The organism is Rhodopirellula baltica SH 1, from assembly GCF_000196115.1.
In the GTDB taxonomy this organism is placed as follows: Bacteria; Planctomycetota; Planctomycetia; order Pirellulales; family Pirellulaceae; genus Rhodopirellula; species Rhodopirellula baltica.
On record NC_005027.1, the window covers coordinates 2,282,607 to 2,301,928 of the forward strand.

Sequence of the window (19,322 nt, forward strand, 5' to 3'; positions counted from 1 at the left end):
CGACTGGACAAGAACGCGGTGTTCCAACATGAGTGGCGAGGTTCCATCCACCCTTGCCGAAGCGGGCCCAGCCTGTGGTTTGAGAATGGCAAGCTACGTTCCTCAAGTCGTGTTGTGACAGAGCATCCTCTCAACGAGTGGATCCTGATCGATATCACAGCAAAACTGGTCAAGCATGCGGGTGAGTGGAGCGTCCCTGTAGTGACTCCGTACCAACCGACGTGAACCTTCGACCAGTTGCCACTTGTGAGCGACCATTGGAACTAGCTCGACTGGTTGGGTTTTGTCAGCCAAGCGGATACCGATGCGCTGGTCCTCCTTGATGATCTTCAATCGACTCACGCAAAGTGAACGAAGAGCTCGGCGTTCGACGCAACGCAAAAACTTTGTCGTTCGCCATTCTCCTCGTCATGCCACGTGTCCCTCGTGAACAAGCCTTCACGCCGACAGTGAAACCCTTTTTCCCGGTCGGCCGACGATTCTGCCTCACCAGTGCGAGGCCTCGTTTTCGGACTCAGCGACAAATCCAGATGCTACGTCATGCAAGACGTTGTCGACGTCGGCACGAAGCGAAATTGAAATCTCGTCGAAAGTTTGGGACGACCTGACCGGGTTGACGCGGCTGTATCGGCTGCGGCATTGGGCGAGCGGCTTTCACGGAATTTTTCGGACACAACTTGCGTGGAAGATTTTTCATTGCTTGAAAACGTGTCATGGTTTTTCGAATCTCTGTCGTCATTCTCACAACAACAATTGGCTCGCCTTTCCCACGCTGCCATGACGCGCATCAACACCAACGTTTCATCGTTGGTCGCTCAGAATCGTCTGGCGTCCAGCAACAATGACCTGCAGCAATCGCTGACGCGATTGTCCACGGGCTTGCGAATCAACAAGGCTTCGGAAGACCCAGCCGGCGTTTTGGCCAGTGGAGCTTTGCGTGCCGAGATCACGGGACTGACCAAAGCGATCAGCAACACGACGCGAGCCAGCCAGATCATCAGCACCGCCGATTCGGCCCTTGGCCAAGTCGGTAACCTTCTCAATGACATCCGTGGCTTGGTTGTCGAAGCGGCCAACACCGGCGGGTTGTCAAGCGATGAGATCGCTGCGAATCAACTGCAGATCGACTCATCGCTCGAGGCCATCAATCGGATCTCTCAAACGACCACCTTTCAAGGTCGCAAACTGCTTGACGGTTCACAGGACTACGTCAGCACGCTTTCAACCACACCCGGGATAGCCGACTACGCGATTGACCAGGCGAATCTTGGAACGCTGGGAAGCGTGGATGTGGAGGTCAACGTCGCGGCGGCTGCAACGAAGGCAGACATTTCCGTCAACGCGAATGCGTTTGATCCACCACTTGATGGTGACGCCGTCGCCACCAGCAAGCTCGCGACGAACACGTACTATCATGCGGTGCTCAACGACAGCGGTATCCGCATCACGGGTGATTTTGAATCGGTCCAATTCATCGACGATGGCAGCTTCAATAGTCTTCCAGCAGCATCGATCAATGACGGCGTTTTGACGCTACGTTATGACTCCTATGATCAGCCACACAGCATCAACATGAGTGCAAACGCGATCAACAGTCTGCCGGGCATCGAAGCTCATTGGGAGGGAGGACCGTTCGAGAATACCCAGCAAACAGGCGTCGTCAGGCCGGTTCACGCCGGCATCGAAGTTGCCCGCAGTGATGGCGGCAACATTGCGATCTCGTATACCGATTCGGATCAATCCGCGACAACGGCGTCCTACGATGAACAGACCAACACGGTCAACATCGCTTTGGGTACCGACGAGACATCTAAAGGGTTCGTCGACATCGCTCAATTGGTCAACGATCTTCCGGCACTTTCCGATGGCACTGAACTGACTGCGACGGTGATCGACAGCGATGGAGAAGAAACCACAGGACCGTCACAACGCCTGAATCTGACCGCAGACGACTTCAATACCAACACCGCCAATTTCGAGCCCAAGCTAAACGGAGATCTCATCTTCGAGCTCAGGGGTAGTGCAGGCAGCGAAACCTTCCAGTTCTCCGACGGCGCGACCGCTCTTCAAATTGCTGCCGCGGTCAACTTGGTCAGCGACTCAACCGGAGTGGTTGCGAGCACTGAAAACGGGCTGAACTTTACCAGCCAAGAATACGGTAGCAACCAGTCCGTCGAAATCGAGGTGATTGGCGAAAGTGATGCCGGCACGTTCAAAAGCAATCTGAGTAAAACCCGTGCACTCGGAAGCGATGTCGAAGCAACCATCAACGGTGTGAAAGCAGGCGGAAGCGGAAACAATCTATCAATCAACACCTCCACGTTGGACCTGTCGATCACCGTCGAAGACGGCAGCAGTAGCAATTTCAGCTTCAGCATCACCGGCGGAGGAGCCACGTTTCAACTTGGACCTGATGCCACCAGCACACAGCAAGCTTCTCTGGGAATCGGCAGCGTTTCGACTGGAAAGCTGGGCGGCAGCTCTGGCCGCCTCTACGAACTAGGCAGCGGGCAATCGAAGTCGCTGACCAACGACGTCTACGGCGCGGCGAAAGTCATCGACGAAGTCATGCATAAAGTCGTCAACATGCGTGGGCGATTAGGATCGTTTCAAGCCACGACACTGCAAAGCAGCCTCGTCTCGCTCAACGAAACAAAAGCGAACCTGCAAGAAGCAGTGTCGTCGATCAGCGATGCTGACTTCGCCCAAGAATCCGCGAATCTAACTCGTGCGCAGATTCTCGTTCAATCTGGAACCAATGTGCTTTCACTTGCCAATCAAAACCCGCGAAACGTTCTGTCGCTACTCGGATAGCGCGGCTAAATCCTGAAGCACGTCTGTTGGAATGATCTGGTGAGGACAACGTGAACGACAAGTGACGTAGCGGAAGGTCGCGAGCCCTCCGGTTCCCCACCGGGCGGCTTGCGCCACACCGCTAACATCGTCACCTGTTGTTCACGCTTTGCTAGAATCATGTGAGCCGTTTGGACGTTCGCCTTGGACTTCTGAATATTTGGGGCTGTGGCGGCCATGCGTTTGCGCAAATTGTCATCCCGGCAGGATGAAGAAAGACAGACGCCGGACGAAAAATCGCATTCGCTGTCAGGACTCCAAAAGCAACCATTTCGCAGTCCAGCGTTCGGCCCGGTTGTACGTGGGAGCGATGGCGTTTGCCATCACAGTTCAAATGCCGAAAGACAGCTGCTGACCTGCTTCGCAACCAACGACGAACAAGTGTCGGACAGGAAAGGTGTAATAGGCTTCCACCCTGTGTTCTGCGCAGTCACAGGCTGGCAGCCTATCAGGCTGTTGATTTAGTCGCATACCGAATGACAATCATTAGCCGTTGGGCGTTAGCCCCGGTTGGCGTCTAATCAACCGCCGCTAACGCGGTGCGGCTCAATAAATCAACAGCCTGCTAGGCCCTTTTCTGAATGACAGAGCTCCGAGTCGATCAGCTTTCCAACCAGTCCTCCACGTAGATCTGTTTGATCCACAGCATGCTGACCGCGAACATCGGCGTCGCGAAAACGATCCCCCAGAAACCAAAGACCAACCCTCCGATGATCTGCGCCAAAATCACCATCGCGGGTGGCAGCTCGACTTGGTGTTCCTGAACCATCGGTGTGATGAGGTAGCTTTCGATCGTTTGGATCACCAGATAGAGGACCAAAACGCTAATGAGCGCGGTCGATCCCTGTTGCGATGCCAGCAACAACGCGGGCACGACGGCGGCGATGCCACCGATGTTGGGAATGAAGGTTACCAAGCCTGCGAACACGCCCAGTTCCAGCGGCATTGGAACGCCAATCACAGCCAACCCGATTCCAAATACGACTCCCACCAATGCCATTGCAATCAAGCGACCAATCATCCAGCGCCACAACGTGGTAGACGACTGAGACAACAGACCCGACGTCTTCTCACGCCAACCGGTTGGCAGCATCCGAATCGCACCCACTCGGTATTTGTCCGGACTGAGAGCGAAGTAAATCGAAAGGATCAACAAGATCAAAAAGTCCGCCATTCCACCAAACGCTGATGCAAAGAAGTTCTTGGCCAACCCAATGGATTTTCCAGAAGAAGGCATCATGGAACTGAGCTTGGCATCTTCTTCGAGGTGATCTTCAACGAGCGGTTGCTGCTTGACCGATTCAAAAGTTTCCTGGACTGAATTCTCAATCCGGTCTTTGAACTGCGCCGCTTTCTGAGCCGCTGAGTTCGCGAACGAATACATCGTCAAACAAGACACAACCGCGATCGTGGAGATCACCAAACCAACTCGTGTGGTACGCGATAGATCCAGCGGAACCCATCGCCCAACGAGATCTGCCAATTGATTCAAAACAACCGCAATGAGCACCGATCCAAAGATCAGCGGCAACAAGTTGCGAGCGACGTAGAGCAATCCCGCGGTCGCAACGACCAGCAAAACAATGCCGCTGGCCAAGAGAACGCGTCGTGAAAAAGCGGCGTGATCCATCAGGATTCACTTTCTTCGGTTGGAGTGGAACGGTGATCGCCTGGACCTTTGTTCTCAACAACCGACTCAGTCGTTTTGAAACCAATGTGTTCAGGGTTTTTAAAAGTCAATGTGCGATACGGGAATGGAATTTCAATTCCGGCGGCGTCCAAATCTCGCTTGATTGCTGCGACGACTTCATCGCGACTTCGACGGATATCCAGCGGTTTGGATCCAGCCCACCAAGCGACCTCAAAATTGATGCTCGAGTCAGCAAACTCCTTGGCGAAAACCTCCACGGTCCGCTTCCCTTGCACCGTCTCACATGACTGCACCGCCTGCTTGATTACATCCCGAGATTGGTCGACATCTTCGTCGTAGGCAACACCGCAAATGATGCGAACTCGCCGCTGCGGTTGACTGGTCAACACGTCGACATTGTTCTTGAATAGCGATGCATTCGGCACGACGGCCAACTCGCCATCCAGCTTTCGAATCAGCGTGTTGCGAATGGTGATTTGCTTGACCTCGCCTGTCAGATCACCACATGTGATGAAGTCACCGCGATCAAACGGATATCCCCAAAGGATCAGGATACCAGCGAAGAAATTCTCGAAGATGTCTTTGAAGGCAAAACCAATCGCAACCGATCCCAAACCCAAAACGGTCAATGCCTTGGACGGAGTCATCCCTGGAAACGCGACGACCGTCGCGATCAACAATCCCACGATCCAGATCGCAATCGACGACAATTGATTGACCAGATCCTTCAGACTGGTACGCATCCCTCGATTGTCGAGCAGCCGATGAATAATCCAACTCGCAAGTTTCGACAGCAACGAAGTCACCAACACCACGAACAGCGCGGCAACCAAGAGTGGCGATCGAACCAGAAAATCAGTCCACAGCGAGTCCAATGACTTGGTTACCACCTCACGCGTCGAGGCGAGATCAACGGCGCTGTCAATGGACAGCTCGTTGATCACCGCGACAACATCTTCGGTTTTGCGAGCCACATTTTCTGCCCACTGACGATGTTCCTCCGTGTCGGCTTGCCCGCGAATTGTCACGATGCCGCTCTGCAGTTCGACTTCCGCGTCGGACAACCAACCTGCTTCTTTGGCCGAGTCAAAGATCTTCGTCAACCGATCGCGTATGGCATCGTCGTCGCTGATGTTTTGCACCGAAACGGTTTCGGCCGGTGCGTTGGTGTCTTCCACCGGTTCCGCTTCACTCGTTTCTTGCGCAGAAACTCGATTCGCCGCAACTGAGATGCAAAGCATGACGACTAGAACGAAGACGTATCGAATCGTCTTGTATGCCCAGTCACTCCAACGCGACTCGCCACTCATTTGGAAATCAGTTTTCATCTTCGAGGGCCTTTTCGAGATCGCGGATGGGTTCTTCAATCAGCTCATTGAGCGGCTTGCAGTTCGAGATTTCAATCACGCGTTTCATTGATTCGATGAAGTAGATCGACGCATTCCGATCGTTTCTGACATACGGAACCAATTGCCAAAGCATCGACTGAACGAAGTCCGCACGCGTCACCTCGGTCGTGATGATTCGCAATTCGTCTTGTTCATCCATTCGGTAGCGGGTCGGGAGCTTTCGTTGCGACAACTGCACCAATCCATCCGACAACCAGTCGATACACTGCATTGCGGTGAACGGGTCATTCACACCAGGCGACAACGCACGCGTCGCGACTTCCACAAACTCATTCAAAATGAAAAAGACATCCTGAGTTGGCGTTCGCGAATATCCGATCGCGAAACCGTGGCGTACTTTCTTCGCATGTTCCTCATTCCATTCCGTCATGCGAGTCACCTCGGCGATGATTTCGCTGCGTCGAACAAAATCGCCCGGACGCTTGATCAAACGCACAACCGCGGATTGCTCCTTTGCAAATTGGATCAGTTCATCATCGTCGATCCCTTGCAGATAGCCGGTCACATCGGAACGAACCGTGTGCAAAAAATCGCTGGACAAACTCGGAACCTCTTGCTCTTCGTCCAACGCTTGTCCAAGTGTCTCGGGATACAGCTCATCGAACTTCTCCGACATGTCGATCGCCAAACGACGCAGCACCGTCGAAATATGAATGCTGTCGGGCACATGGTGGATGAAGTAAATCAGTTCACCAACGCTCGCAATCGTCAGCACGAGACTCACGAATAGCGAAAGTTGCGGGACAAAGGCCTCGACCGATAATTCCCAACTTTCCGGCACGGCATCGCCCCGGACGACTCGCAGCACTAACAGGCAATACAAAAACGTCGCCACAAAGGTACCGAGCGTGATCTGATTGCCACGGTCTCGCATGAAGTTGTCCAGCAACCGTGGACCAAAGTGCGACGTCGCGTGCGAGACCGCCAAGATCGTTAGCGAAAATGTCACGCCCGCCACAGTGATCATGGATCCCGCGACGGTTGCCAGCAACGCACGTGCTCCATCGGGTTGGTTCATTGATGTGAACCAGTATTGTTGCAACCAAGCGTTGCCGACGGTTCGATCAATCCAAATGGTGACCTGCGAAAGCACGATGGCGGACAGCACCATCAGCGATGGAATGAACCAATAGCTTCCTTTGATTCGATACAGTAGTTGTTGGAGGTAGGCCTTCATGCAATCAGGTTCGCCTCACCCTCGACCGTTTCATCGTCTTCCGTTGCCCGCAAGACTTCGGTTTGCTCGGCACCCAAGTCACCTTCGCCAACGGAGGTGGTTGGCTCTTCGGCCGGCTGAGACTTTTCGGGCAGAGCTGGCGGTGCCGCTGGCAATTGCTCGACCATTTGAACCGGCACGCCTCGTGGGAACACCAATTCCCGTGCCTCGTCGGGCATACTGATTCCAGCTTCGGTCAGCTTCTGTTTCACCAGCCGAATCACGCTGCTGCTTACCTTCAACGGTGAATGAGTCGTTTGGTCGAACCAGTAATAGACTCGCAGGTTCACCGTGGCGGACCCGAGCGATTCAACGATCGCGATCGGAGCCGGATCGTTCACCACGCCAATGTGATCGTCCAGGACCGACATGACAAATTCTTGGGCTTCCACAATTGAATCTTCAAACCCGATCCCGACAGTGAAGTCGCGCCGACTCAGCGGTGTTGCTGTGTAGTTGATGATTTTGCCTTTGTAGACCGTGCTGTTTGGCATTTGTATTTGGTTGCCATCCAATGTGTTCAGCACCGTTCCCCGAGTCGTCACTTTACGGACGAAACCTTTGGCTCCCTCGACTTCGATCAAGTCACCCACGCGGAAAGGATGATTCAGCGATATCAGAATGCTGGCCAAGTAGTTTTCGGCGATGTCGCGGAAAGCGAAACCCAACGCCAAACCGACCAATCCAGTGCCGCCCAACAAGGTGACCGCCAACCTGGTCAACCCAGACACACGCAACGCGACATAGACACCGATGATGAAGATCAAAACCCCGACAACGTTGCCAACGACTTGCCGTAAAAGCGAACTATCGATTCGCGAACGAGTGAACCAGCGTGTCAGTCCTGCGCCTACGCGAGCAAGGAAGTAAGACAAAATCGCGACTGCCAGAGCAACCAATACCAGCGGCAACACACCGGTTGTTTCGCGGCCAAGCTGTTTCAATGAAGCGATTGCCGGTGCAAAATTCCAAAGCGGGAGCTCCGCCACCTTCAATCGATTGACGACCGCGACCACGTCCGATGTTTTGATTGCGGTCGCCTCCGCCCAATCCCGGTGGCTCTTTGTGTCCGAGGTTCCACTTAGAAAAGCGACACCGCGATCAACCTTCACCTCCGGATCCGTGAACCAACCGGTCGCTTCCATGATCTCTTGCAACCGAGTCTCGATCCGTTGATCACTATTGATTGGATCAACCTGCACTTCGTCTGCAACCTGCACGGCATTCTTGTCGCCTTCTTGACCATCACCCGTCACCTCGGCGGCAATGTCATCGGCCGTGGGAGTATCGTCTTGGGCAACTGCCGTTCGTGCACCGACACCACCAAGCAGCATAAGCACAAACAGCAACCCGCGAAAACAGACAATCGATCGAGACATGAACAGGCATCGGGTGCGTGAAAGGAATCAGGAAAGCGCAACGATCCGGTGGACTTTTGCAATATTGAAAAAAAGGTGTCAGGTACCTTTTTCGCCATGCAACGTAAAAGCATCTTGGGTAAGGTCGCGCCGACATTGCATCTGACACGAACTCCTCGCCTCTCTTAACGCACGAAGCTTGAAGTACCAGCCAAGCTCGAACAAATGTTGTGGGGCGAGACAGATGCCATGAAGCTCGGCGACGAACTTGGGCATCTCGTCCAAAAAGACGCGGACTCCGATCCAATGATCAGAAGTCGACGCGATTGTTTTTGCTGTCAAAGCGTGCTTCGTAATCGATCTGCACCAGATAATCTTTCAGAGCAACCAATTCACGGACGTCCAACTCATCTCGGATTGAATCGATCGCTTCTTCCATCCGTTTCACCATGCGGTGAACTTTGATGAAGTCAAATTCCTGGTACTGAGCATCGGGCTGGTAGCGTTTCGCGAGCGTTCGCTCGATTGGACGGCGGTAAGGTTCCAGAACAGGACTGTCCAAAGGTTCGGGCCAATAGATCTCTCCGGTATCTCGCTTGATTTGATTTTCGTTCAAGCGATCAGGCTTTTGCTTGTTCGCAATCTTCATTCGATCCGATGCCGACATCCGGTCTTCTTTCAGTTGCTCCTCTCGAAGCTTCTTGATGTCGTAGTACAGCTCGACCGATTCTTTTCGGTTTTCAAGTTGCTTGGCGATGGCTTCCTGGAAGCGTTCCGCAGACAGGGATCGCAGTACGGCACCACGTCCCAGTCCCTCCGCTAGATCGCCACGTGATTCCAGGATGTCACCGGCCGCGGTCGATGCTCCGTCGTTGTCGAACAGCCCGTCGTCGGCTTTCGCGACCGTGATCGCGAACATCACGGTCAGTGCCGTGGCCACAATCGCCACGGCGGCGTGTCGCGAGTTGGTTGAATGTGTCATCGTCGATCCCCGAGTTCAGTTTGGTAGAAAATTTGTGATGAGAGGATCTACGCAAACACCGTTCCAAACTGCTTTGGCCTGAAATTCGCAACCCATTTGGCACTCCGCTTCATCGATGCGATACGACGTGCTGAACAACCTCGAAACTGCCTGAGTGCGCGTGGTCACTAACGAAGTGAATGAAATCAACCAGCTAGTTGCGGAAGCTTTTTCCTCACGAAATACGGCAATTCAGACTCCTGGTGGAATCAGAACGGTGGATTCTCCGAAAGACGGATGCCTGACAACTTGAGTCCGCTCATTCACCGCGTCTTGCTTCATTCGCATGATCTTGGAGCGAAACGCTGCGATAAATCACGAGATTCCTATCTTCGAAATCGAAACAATGCCCGACGACGAAACAAACCGCGAACATCGCGTCACTGTGGCCGCGGATCAAATCGAGGGAATCGATTCCTTTCAGCCGCATCCGCTCTGCCGCGGTGGTTGGTTGCAAACGATCTCGGTGAAATGGCTGAATCCGCAACTCTCCTTGGACACTCGACCGGACGCGATTGGAATCTCCGTTCCTGACGACCACACTCCGCCGGATGAGCTGAGCGGTTATTACTTCCCCGCCACGGACAAACGAGGCGACAAGCCACTCGTCACCGTCTTTCATGGGATGGGTGGTCACGCGCTGAGTCGATACATGCGTTCGCTTGGCCAGCGACTCAACACCAACGGATACGACGTCTTGCTATGGAATCATCGTGGTGCGGGACGATCGGCTTCCAAGTGCGCTCGCTTTCATCATCCCGGGTTAACAGCCGATGTTTGCCATCTCACCGAGCACTTGAAAGCAGAACGACCAGAGTGGACGCGAAACGGCCTGGCATGTGTTGCGTTTTCGTTGGGCGCCAACTTGTTGCTAAAGTACTTGGCCGAATCGGGAGCTGATTCGGATTTCAATGCCGCGGTCAGCGTCTCCGCTCCCCTGGACATGGAAGTCACGTCAAAGAATCTGCGAACCGGATCAAATTACGCATTTGATCAATACCTACTGAACAAGCAACGCGATGAATTGCTGAGAAGTTCGGCTGAGCTAACAGACGAAGAACGATCCACTTTGAAGTCGGTCTCATCGGTTTGGGAACTCGACGATCAGTTCACCGCACCGCGTTTTGGATACGACGGTGCCAAAGATTACTACGCCGAGAACTCGGCAGTCGACTCCATGCAATCGATCCGCACTCCAACGTTGCTGCTGCATGCCAAAGACGATCCCGTCGTCGTTCCCGAGGTATTCGAAGGGATCGAATGGGAAAAGAACGACGCTCTTTACCCGATGCTTTGCGAATCCGGCGGCCACACAGGATTTTTCGACCAAAGCCGTCGACGATGGCACGAATCAGCCACGATTGCATTTTTCGACTCGGTCTTGTGACGGCCCAGAGAGTGACAACGGTACGTTGGCACGAAAAAAGGCTGATCCGCCGGATGCGAATTCAGCCTCGTGCAATTTTTCGATGGCGATCGTACAAATGAACGACGGCCTGGATCAGGCTTCGTAACGTTCAATCGAAACGGGGTCGCATGTCTTCAACGTTTGAGCGGCAGTGTTGAGCTTGCCCTTGTCCCCTTCCACCACGATTAGCGACGACCCGGCGTTCAAATTGGACTCGTAATTGGCACTGGCTTTGTCGTCCAAACCCCATGTCTTGATCGAAGCGAGCAAGCCGCCACCCACCGCCCCAGCAGCCATACCTGCAATCGGCCCGGCAACAAGAAATGGCCCGATCATTGTCGGTGCTGCCAACAACGCTCCGATGGCACCTCCCGCTAAAGTAGCTGCACCGGTCGTTTTTTCAGCGGGTGGCGACGAGGCCATGTCTCCGCTGGCGTTCTCGCTCGTAACTTCATGCGGATGCTTAGCCGCCGTGATGACACTGAAATCATCCGGCGTGTATCCATCCTTTTGAAGGGCCTCAACGGCGACCGCCAACTTTTTGCGGTCGGAATACTCTGCGACAAGGCATTGTTGACTCATGACGTTCTCCTAAGAATTGGTCGAATCGATTTGGTGTTACGGTGGGGATGGTGCCGACGAAATCAGTCTTCACGTTCGGCTTCAAACAACATCACCTTGCTGCCCTTGGGAGACTTGAACTCCTTTGGACGATCTGCGCCGGGCAATGCGTAACAAATTTCAAATTCATCGCCTTCTTCCATCTTGATAATCCCGAACGACTTCATGGGAGGCATCCCTTTCATCTCGGTCGTCATGTCAATGTGAACGGGCTTCTTGGTTTCGTCGAGCGTGAACAGGGCGCGATAGACTTCGCGTTGTTCTCGATCGTAGGTGACGATCATGTTCTTCTCGATTTTCATGATCGTTCCTTCCAGTTCCTTTTCAGGAATCTCCTCGCCTTGGTTCATTCCCTCCTCAACTTCCCAGACGCCCGCCAGTCGTTTCAGCATGGGCTGGGTGTGTTCGTCGGCCTGAGCCGGAACAACGGACGCGAACAGGAGGCAGGGCAAAACAGCGAGCATTGTGTAGCGTGGCATTGGGGTGGTCCTCGTTGAATGTGATTGGATTGTTTTCAAACTCGCCGAGGACATCAGAATTGCCTTCCCATCTTCGGTGAGTGAACGTTCGCGGCGAAAGCCTCTCAAGCTGAACGTCCTGAGATTGCAACCAAACGCAATCGCCATACCACCTTGCTGCCGCAAAACCCGATTTGTTTGGACGGTCACACGAATGAACTGCAATCAGCATCATCCGGCGTGTCGGCAGCACCACTTGAGCGACGACCGACCAAGATGCTCGAGAATGCACCGCCGCCGCATCGCCAACGCGGTTCACCCGACGCTTCCAAACGAATCAGCACACCGGTGGCCCCATCCTTCGACCTCGTTTTCACCAACGCCAGCTATTACGAAACCATCAGCGATCAAAAGGTTTCAGAAATACGAAAACGTTTTGGCCCGCGATGTGCGTTTGTCTTCTTCCGCCATCTCAGACGAGATCGCAACCGAGACAACACACATTTAAAGGAGTTCAACTCATGGTTAATCGTCAAGAATTGCAGGGTCACTGGAACGAAGTCAAAGGCCGCTTGAAAGAGCATTGGGGCCAATTGACCGAAGACGATCTGCAACAGGCTCGTGGTTCGGCAGAACAATTGGTCGGCGTCGTTCAACAAAAGACCGGTGCGACGCAGAACGAAATCGAGAAGTTTCTCGACAGCGTGCTGAATCGAAACTTCACCGATCAGGCCTCTGAAACCGTTCAGCAATACAGCGAAGCCGCTCAGGCCGCTGCTGCTGACGCCGCCGCCTACGCTCGCCAAAACTACCAGCGTTTGGCATCGCAGTCCGGCGAGTACGGTGCCAAGTTGGCCGACACCGTTCGAACACGTCCCGGCGAGTCGCTGGCGATCGCTTTCGGACTCGGCATCGCTGCTGGTGCAATCCTGTTCTTCGGTAACAAGAAATAGTCATGGCGACCACGCTTGCAACGAAGAAACAATCCGCCGCGATCAAACAGCGAATGGCTGAGATTCGAACGGAGCTTCCGTATGAAGTTGACGACGCTCGTGTCCGAGTCCGTCAGCTAACGGATTGGAAGTATCACATGTCGCGGCACCCATTGCCCATTTTGGCAGGTGTCGCGGCACTCGGATTTCTAATCGTGCCTAACAAGCGAACGCCGGAGCGAATCATCATCCGCGAAACATCCAGCGGAACGGAGTCAACTCCCGCGCCAGCCAAGAAAGGTTTGATGGCGGGCATTGCCGGCACCGTGATGACACTCGCGCTCAGGCAAGCCAGCACCGTGGCGGCTCAACAAATCAACCGCATCCTGACCAACCGAACATCCACATGATCGCTCCCGCACATTCGCGACCGCCCCGACGCATCGAGTTTGACGAGGCTCTCCCCGAGTCTCGTCATGCTGATGCGAGCGGCGAATCGCCCAGCAAACTGAAATTCATCAACCAATCCGTTGCCAAGTACCCAACCGCGTCACTCGTCGCGGCGGGCGTCGTCGGCATCGCTCTTGGTTGGTTCGTCAAACGCCGACCCTCGTGATTGATATGCCAAACAACGCCAGCATCCAAAAAGTCTTGCGAGACGTTCTCGACTTGTGCGAACTGCAGCTGCAATTGCTGTCCGTCGACGCCCAAGCTGCGAAACGAAAGCTGACCAGCGCCGCGATCTTCACTGCCATCGCGGTTGCCTTGGCCGGATCCGCTCTGACCGTGTTGCTGGTCGGTTTTGGATTCCTACTCGATGAGTTGACTGAACTCTCGACCGGCGGCGCGTTGGTAACTCTCGCCATCGCAACGTTTGTCATCGTCGGCGTTTTGATGCTGGTCGCGGCCAAAGCGATTCAAGCTGCAACCGCCGCGATGGCTGAAACGAAGTCCGAATTGGCCGAGAACGTGCGATGGCTCAAGGCCACGATGATCTCGCCCTCCACATCCCCTCGCAATCAAATGCGACGCGAATCGTTTCAAAATTTTCGCGAGCCACCTCACTACTACACACCCGATCCAGTCTCTCCCCTTTCTGAAAGGTAATCGTCATGAACGAAGCATCTACACAACGCAGTCAAACTGGCACCACGTCGAATCCTTCGGACATGAATGGCATGTCCGACCAGGCTCGCGTGGCTGCCGACCGAGTCGCCGCTGGTGCCGTTGAGTTCGGCAAAGACGCCGCTCAGCACTACGTCAAGGAACCAGCCCAAGACCTCTTTGGTTTGGCCAAGGCATACGCCAAAGACCACCCCGATGTCGCCGCGTGCTGGGCATTCGGCTTGGGCGTCATGGTCGGTTGGAAACTCAAGCCCTAGTTCCCAACACGAACGCTCGCCGCCTCGTTTCATCCACGCGTTCCCTCGCGATCGCGTGACTTAACATTCGCCAGAGCAATCCCAAACGGTTGCTCTTTTTTTTCAAGGATACATTTCGATGCAAGAACAGATCGAGCAAATCAAAGACCGAGCCGTGGACTTCTTCAACGAAGATGCGGATGGTCGTAACGCAGGGATCGGCCAAACCGAGAACATGATCGCGTTTGCGGCGGCGATCGGATGTACATTCATGGTTCGCCAAGGGTTGCAACTTGGTTGGAAAGCGGCCCTGAAACGTGATCCGCCCAAGAACCCGACTTCGCACGAAGTTGAATGGCGTGAAGCATTGCTATGGGGCGCGGTCTCCGGTGCGATCGTTGGCGCCGCACGCATCGCATCGCGTCGCGCATCATCTACGGCATATCGGTCCATGCGGTCGGTATCATGATGACAGCGGAAGACGTTCACGACCGGCTCGAGAACTTATCGCGAAAACACGCGATGAAGATCCGTGAAGTTCGTCGCTACATCCACCGGTACCCTGAGCTGTCGGGTTACGAGTATCGGACCACGGAGTTCCTAGCCGAGATCATCGCAGACCTTGGACTCAAACCAACCCTCGCGGAAGACAATCGAGGTTTGTTCGTCGACATTGGCGAACCGAGAGAGTTGGGACGCACCGCGATCCGAGCGGACATTGACGCGTTGCCCATCCAGACGATGGTCCAGCACGAATACGCAAGCGGCACGGACCAAGTCATGCACGCCTGCGGCCATGACGCTCACGCCGCGATGGCGTACGGTGCGGCCGCGATCCTGACTGAACTTGCCGGCGAAGGCATGGCGGTCAACAGCCGAATCATCTTTCAACCCGCGGAAGAAACCAGTCGGGGTGGCCTGCACATGATTCGCTCCGGTGCTCTGCAAGGCGTCCACTCAGCGATTGCACTGCACGTGGATCCAACTCGCCCGGTTGGCACGATCGGAATTCGCGAAGGAGCCTTCACCGCCGGGTGCGATCTGTTCACGGTCGAAATGTCAGGGCAGGGCGGTCACGGTGCCCGTCCTCACCTCACCGGCGACCTGGTCGGTGCCGCGGCTCAGTGGGTGACCGACATCTATCGGCGAGTCCCACGAGCAATCGATGCTCGCGATGCCGTCGTCATCAACGTTGGCAGTCTTCACACCGGCAACGCACCCAACGTGGTGCCATCATCGGCTTCGATCAGCGGAACGCTGCGCACGCTTTCTGCGGAGAGTGCTGAGAAAGCCAAAGAGATGATGGCTGAAATCTCACGGTCGATCGCATCAATTCATTCCTGCCGCATCGATCTGGAATTTGGTCAACACACGCCTCCCGTGATCAACGACGCCGCAATCGCCCGCCGACTTCGCAATGCCGGCATCGAGATTCTTGGCGAGACCAACGTACGTGACATCGCCCAACCAAGCATGGGTGCCGAGGACTTTTCATTCATCGCCCAGCAGGTTCCCGCGGCAATGTTCCGCCTGGGTGTCGCCGGGATCGACGTCGGCAGCGAACCGCTCCACACCCCGAAGTTCGACATCGATGAATCCGCGTTGCCAATCGGCGCCAGTGTCCTGGCGATGGCGGCGATCCTCGATGATCCCGGCATGACCGCCGCTTAGACCGCTCGTCTCTTTCGTCTCATCCACTTCGTTTCTGTCCGGTCTGGTTTCCAATCGGCGGATCCTACCTTGATCGGAGAACAACCGTGTCCTTCCAAGTCCCCACCGTCGGCGTTGAAGAAGAGTATCAGCTCGTTGATCCCCGAAGCGGTGCGTTGATACCGAACTGCAAAGAGGTCATGCGAACGATTCGCCGGAATGGTGGATCCGAAGAAGCTCACTCCGAGATTCAGCACGAGTTGCATCTGAACCAAATCGAAATGGCGTCGGATGTTTGCAGCTCATTGGAAGAAGTCCGCGACGCCCTCACGCAGACCCGGCGGATGCTGATCGACGCGGCGCGTTCGAACGAAACCGAGCTGGCTTCCGCAGGGACGAACCCGTTGCCGATCCCAACCGACGATGCGTTGACTCCAAAGGATCGCTATCAAGCGATGACGGATCGGTACCAGCAGATCGCTCGAGATTTGTTCATCTTCGGATGCCATGTGCATGTCGCGATGGAAGACCGCGAACTGGGCATTCAGGTCATGAATCGCTGCCGTCGATGGTTACCGATTCTGCAGGCAATCACCGCTAACTCGCCTTATTGGGACGGAGTCGACACCGGCTACGCGAGTTATCGTCGCGAGCTCTGGGCTCAGTGGCCGATGGCTGGTCCTCCCGCCCACTTCGATTCGTTGGCCGATTACCAAAGTTGTGTGGATGACTTGGTCGCTTGCGGAGCGATCAAGGACGAGAGCTTCCTGTACTGGGACATCCGTTTACCCACTCGAGTTCCCACGATCGAGTTCCGAGCAGCCGACGTGATGACTCGGGTGGAAGAAACGGTGGGCTACGTCGGCATGATCCGCGCGATCGTGATGCTGGCGATCTCCGAAGAAGAACAGGGCAAACCGATCGTCCCAATTCGTCCCTCGGTCCTGTCGTATGCGATCTGGCATGCGGCCCGCTACGGAATGAACGAACAGCTCGTTGATCCCGAATCTCGCGAAATGATTCCTGCTTCAGAATTGCTCAATCGTCTGATGACCGCAATCGATCCGGCTCTCAAAGCAACCGGCGAGGCTCGTCCAGTCGAAGCATTCGCAAACCAGCTGATCAAATCAGGAACGGGTGCTGACCGCCAAAGACGCGGCGGAGAATTGAGCAGCGTGGTCGCCAACGTTGTCGCCGAAACCGTTCCATCCGCCATCCTCGCTTGATCGTTGGCCCGAAAATTGCTCGGCCATCAACCAAACTGATCGACAAACGATTCTTCAAACGATAATCTTTCACACTGGGTGATCTCCTATGGCAGCAGGCACCGCTCTCCAAGCCCCTCACAATGAGACGGGGGCCCAATCCGCACCTCGCTCAAAGTGGTCGAAATCCATGCCCAACCTCCTCGTCATTGACGATGATCGCACCATCTTGGCTCTCGCTGAGAAAGCTCTGGCGCCCATTGCCGACGTGTCGGTCGCCGCGAATGCCGCAGATGGTTTAGGACTGCTTCGCGAAGGCGAATTCGATGCAGTGCTTTTAGACATCCAACTTCCCGATCAAAACGGATTGGCTGTTTACTGCGAAATTCGCGAACATGATCGTCGGATTCCGGTGATCTTCATGACGGTCGAAGCCGCCAGCAACACCGCGATCGAAGCGATGCAGTTGGGTGCGTTCGATTACATCGCGAAACCTCTGAACGTTGAATCACTTCGCGACCTTGTCGAGAAAGCAATCGAGCAGCGGCAAATCAGCAGCGTTCCGGTTGCGATCTCGGCTGATGACGAAGGTGGTGATCAATCCGCCGAACTGTTCATCGGTCGATCGCCAGTCATGCTGGACGTTTTCAAAGCAGTCGGAAAAGTCGCCAAGCAAGACGTCCCAATCTTGGTCCGCGGCGAAAGCGGCACCGGCAAAGAACTTGTCGCTCGGGCTCTTTTCCAATACAGCCATCGCAGCGACGAAACTTTTCTGGCGGTGAACTGCGCCGCTCTACCGGACAACTTGCTCGAAAGCGAACTGTTCGGTCACGAGAAAGGGGCCTTCACCGGCGCCGAGTCTCGCCGAATCGGTAAGTTCGAGCAGTGCAACGGCGGGACATTGTTCCTGGACGAAATCGGAGACATGGCACCGACTGTCCAAGCCAAGGTTCTCCGCGTCCTGCAAGAACAACGCTTCGAACGCGTCGGTGGCAACAAAGAGCTGACGACAAACGTTCGAATCATCGCCGCGACCAACCGACCACTCGAACAGATGGTCGTCGACGGCGACTATCGCGAAGATCTGCTGTATCGACTCAACGGTGTCACGATTGAACTGCCGCCTCTTCGCGATCGATTGAGCGATGTTCCGGCACTGATTCGATTCTTCCTCGCGCAGGCGAAGATTGAGTTCAACAAACCTGATTTGGAAGGCTTGTCGCCGGAAGCTGTCGATTTGCTGACGGTTTACGATTGGCCCGGAAACGTTCGACAACTGCGAGCGGTGATTCGCCGGTGCGTTTTGGACACGGTGATGCCCGTGATCACGCCCGACACATTGCCGGATGCGATCGCTGGAACACGGAACAGCGGAGCCAAGTCAGAGTCGGGCACGAACGAAAAACTCGAAAGCGAAGCACCAGGAAGTCAGCTCCCGCAATTGGTCCAACGTCTGCTGAAAGAAAAGTCGACCAATGTCTACGGTGAAGCGATGGAGTACATGGAACGTTTTGTGATCCTGCAAGTGCTTCAGTCAACTGACGGGAACCAAAGCCAAGCTGCTGAGATACTCGGAATCACCCGCGGAAAACTTCGCGACCGAATCAACTCCTACAACATCGTGCTCAAAAGCGACGTTGCGGTTGAGTCCTGATACTGCGATCGCGGGACGCTGTTCACTGGCGGAACCCACGGTTGCATCATCGCGAAAGAGTTCGTTGGATCGCGATACCAGCGAACTTCCCACACCTCCCTACCATCGATCGGCGTTCGCTCGATCCATCATCCCTACCCACTTTCCCATGACCGAAGCCCAACGCAAACGCTTCGCCGCGGCTCTCCAACGAGTTGCCGGCGATGAAGACATGCTCGTGATGCTTGCTAGCATCGCCGCCGAAGATGGCCCACCGATGCTGAAACAGGTACACACTCACGTTGAGAGCCTTGAATTAGGTGAAGCTGCTCGAGTCGGTCACGCGCTCAAAGGCCTGCTGAGTACCTTTGAAAGTGGCCCGCCCGTCGATGAGCTTCAACCGATGATCGATGCGGCGCGCAAAGACGATGGCAACGCGACACAGATCGCTCACGCATCCGTGTCACCCAAGCTAGAGCATTTGCTTGGTGAGATCGAAGAACTTGCCGAGAGCGGGAAGTAGTCGCTTAAGCAGCCGCTGTTTGG

General features: G+C 54.9%; 19 protein-coding genes. 12 read left to right on the forward strand and 7 right to left on the reverse strand.

The window, feature by feature from the left end; genetic code table 11:
* Positions 1-777: 777 nt before the first annotated feature.
* Entirely contained in the window at positions 778-2,814 is a 2,037-nt protein-coding gene (locus tag RB_RS08820; RefSeq protein ID WP_165447209.1) for a flagellin, read from the forward strand.
* Positions 2,815-3,454: 640 nt separating this feature from the next.
* On the opposite strand, the gene RB_RS08830 is transcribed toward RB_RS08820, so the two are convergent.
* From RB_RS08830 to RB_RS08850, 5 genes are all read right to left on the reverse strand, one after another.
* On the reverse strand, positions 3,455-4,483 hold the full coding sequence (locus RB_RS08830; protein ID WP_011119917.1) for an AI-2E family transporter: 1,029 nt from the start codon (positions 4,481-4,483) through the stop codon (positions 3,455-3,457).
* Positions 4,483-5,832, reverse strand: a complete 1,350-nt coding sequence (locus RB_RS08835) for a mechanosensitive ion channel family protein (protein WP_164921748.1) — start codon at positions 5,830-5,832, stop codon at positions 4,483-4,485. Before RB_RS08835 ends, RB_RS08830 begins: the two co-directional genes overlap by 1 nt.
* Positions 5,822-7,090, reverse strand: a complete 1,269-nt coding sequence (locus RB_RS08840) for a DUF2254 domain-containing protein (RefSeq protein ID WP_011119919.1) — start codon at positions 7,088-7,090, stop codon at positions 5,822-5,824. The genes RB_RS08835 and RB_RS08840 overlap by 11 nt, the downstream gene beginning before the upstream one ends.
* Positions 7,087-8,508, reverse strand: coding sequence for a mechanosensitive ion channel family protein (locus RB_RS08845; protein WP_011119920.1), 1,422 nt, complete (start codon positions 8,506-8,508; stop codon positions 7,087-7,089). Before RB_RS08845 ends, RB_RS08840 begins: the two co-directional genes overlap by 4 nt.
* A 289-nt stretch (positions 8,509-8,797) precedes the next feature.
* Positions 8,798-9,469 (reverse strand): hypothetical protein, encoded by a 672-nt coding sequence (locus RB_RS08850; RefSeq protein WP_011119922.1) that lies wholly within the window; start codon positions 9,467-9,469, stop codon positions 8,798-8,800.
* A gap of 325 nt (positions 9,470-9,794) precedes the next feature.
* Between RB_RS08850 and RB_RS08855 the strand changes: the two genes are divergently transcribed.
* Positions 9,795-10,895, forward strand: a complete 1,101-nt coding sequence (locus RB_RS08855) for a YheT family hydrolase (RefSeq protein WP_011119925.1) — start codon at positions 9,795-9,797, stop codon at positions 10,893-10,895.
* Positions 10,896-11,009: 114 nt separating this feature from the next.
* Here RB_RS08855 and RB_RS08860 read toward each other — a convergent pair whose 3' ends face one another.
* A complete protein-coding gene (locus RB_RS08860; RefSeq protein ID WP_011119926.1) occupies positions 11,010-11,498 on the reverse strand; it encodes a hypothetical protein in 489 nt (162 codons plus the stop codon).
* A 62-nt stretch (positions 11,499-11,560) separates the two neighbouring features.
* Positions 11,561-12,016, reverse strand: coding sequence for a TIGR03067 domain-containing protein (locus tag RB_RS08865; RefSeq protein ID WP_231846334.1), 456 nt, complete (start codon positions 12,014-12,016; stop codon positions 11,561-11,563).
* A 500-nt stretch (positions 12,017-12,516) separates the two neighbouring features.
* Here RB_RS08865 and RB_RS08870 point away from each other — a divergent pair, with 500 nt between their 5' ends.
* The 10 genes from RB_RS08870 (at position 12,517) to RB_RS08915 (ending at position 19,299) form a co-directional block, all read left to right on the forward strand.
* Positions 12,517-12,948 carry a CsbD family protein gene (locus RB_RS08870; protein WP_007335921.1) on the forward strand — a complete coding sequence of 144 codons (432 nt, stop codon included), beginning with the start codon at positions 12,517-12,519 and terminating at the stop codon, positions 12,946-12,948.
* A gap of 2 nt (positions 12,949-12,950) precedes the next feature.
* On the forward strand, positions 12,951-13,337 hold the full coding sequence (locus RB_RS08875) for a hypothetical protein (protein WP_011119930.1): 387 nt from the start codon (positions 12,951-12,953) through the stop codon (positions 13,335-13,337).
* Positions 13,334-13,543, forward strand: coding sequence for a hypothetical protein (locus RB_RS08880; RefSeq protein WP_011119931.1), 210 nt, complete (start codon positions 13,334-13,336; stop codon positions 13,541-13,543). Before RB_RS08875 ends, RB_RS08880 begins: the two co-directional genes overlap by 4 nt.
* A gap of 5 nt (positions 13,544-13,548) precedes the next feature.
* Positions 13,549-14,034, forward strand: a complete 486-nt coding sequence (locus tag RB_RS08885; RefSeq protein ID WP_164921750.1) for a phage holin family protein — start codon at positions 13,549-13,551, stop codon at positions 14,032-14,034.
* A 5-nt stretch (positions 14,035-14,039) separates the two neighbouring features.
* Positions 14,040-14,309, forward strand: a complete 270-nt coding sequence (locus RB_RS08890; protein ID WP_007329404.1) for a hypothetical protein — start codon at positions 14,040-14,042, stop codon at positions 14,307-14,309.
* 118 nt (positions 14,310-14,427) lie between these two features.
* Complete coding sequence (locus RB_RS08895) at positions 14,428-14,757, forward strand: DUF4235 domain-containing protein (protein WP_007335925.1); 330 nt, start codon at positions 14,428-14,430, stop codon at positions 14,755-14,757.
* Between the two features lie 53 nt (positions 14,758-14,810).
* Positions 14,811-15,959, forward strand: coding sequence for a M20 family metallopeptidase (locus RB_RS08900; protein ID WP_231846335.1), 1,149 nt, complete (start codon positions 14,811-14,813; stop codon positions 15,957-15,959).
* Positions 15,960-16,045: 86 nt separating this feature from the next.
* Entirely contained in the window at positions 16,046-17,164 is a 1,119-nt protein-coding gene (locus tag RB_RS08905; RefSeq protein ID WP_011119935.1) for a glutamate--cysteine ligase 2, read from the forward strand.
* 169 nt (positions 17,165-17,333) lie between these two features.
* The gene (locus RB_RS08910) at positions 17,334-18,797 is read left to right on the forward strand and encodes a sigma-54-dependent transcriptional regulator (RefSeq protein WP_164921752.1); all 1,464 of its coding nucleotides are present in this window, start codon (positions 17,334-17,336) and stop codon (positions 18,795-18,797) included.
* The gene (locus RB_RS08915; RefSeq protein ID WP_164921753.1) at positions 18,787-19,299 is read left to right on the forward strand and encodes a hypothetical protein; all 513 of its coding nucleotides are present in this window, start codon (positions 18,787-18,789) and stop codon (positions 19,297-19,299) included. Before RB_RS08910 ends, RB_RS08915 begins: the two co-directional genes overlap by 11 nt.
* The last annotated feature ends 23 nt before the right edge of the window (positions 19,300-19,322 follow it).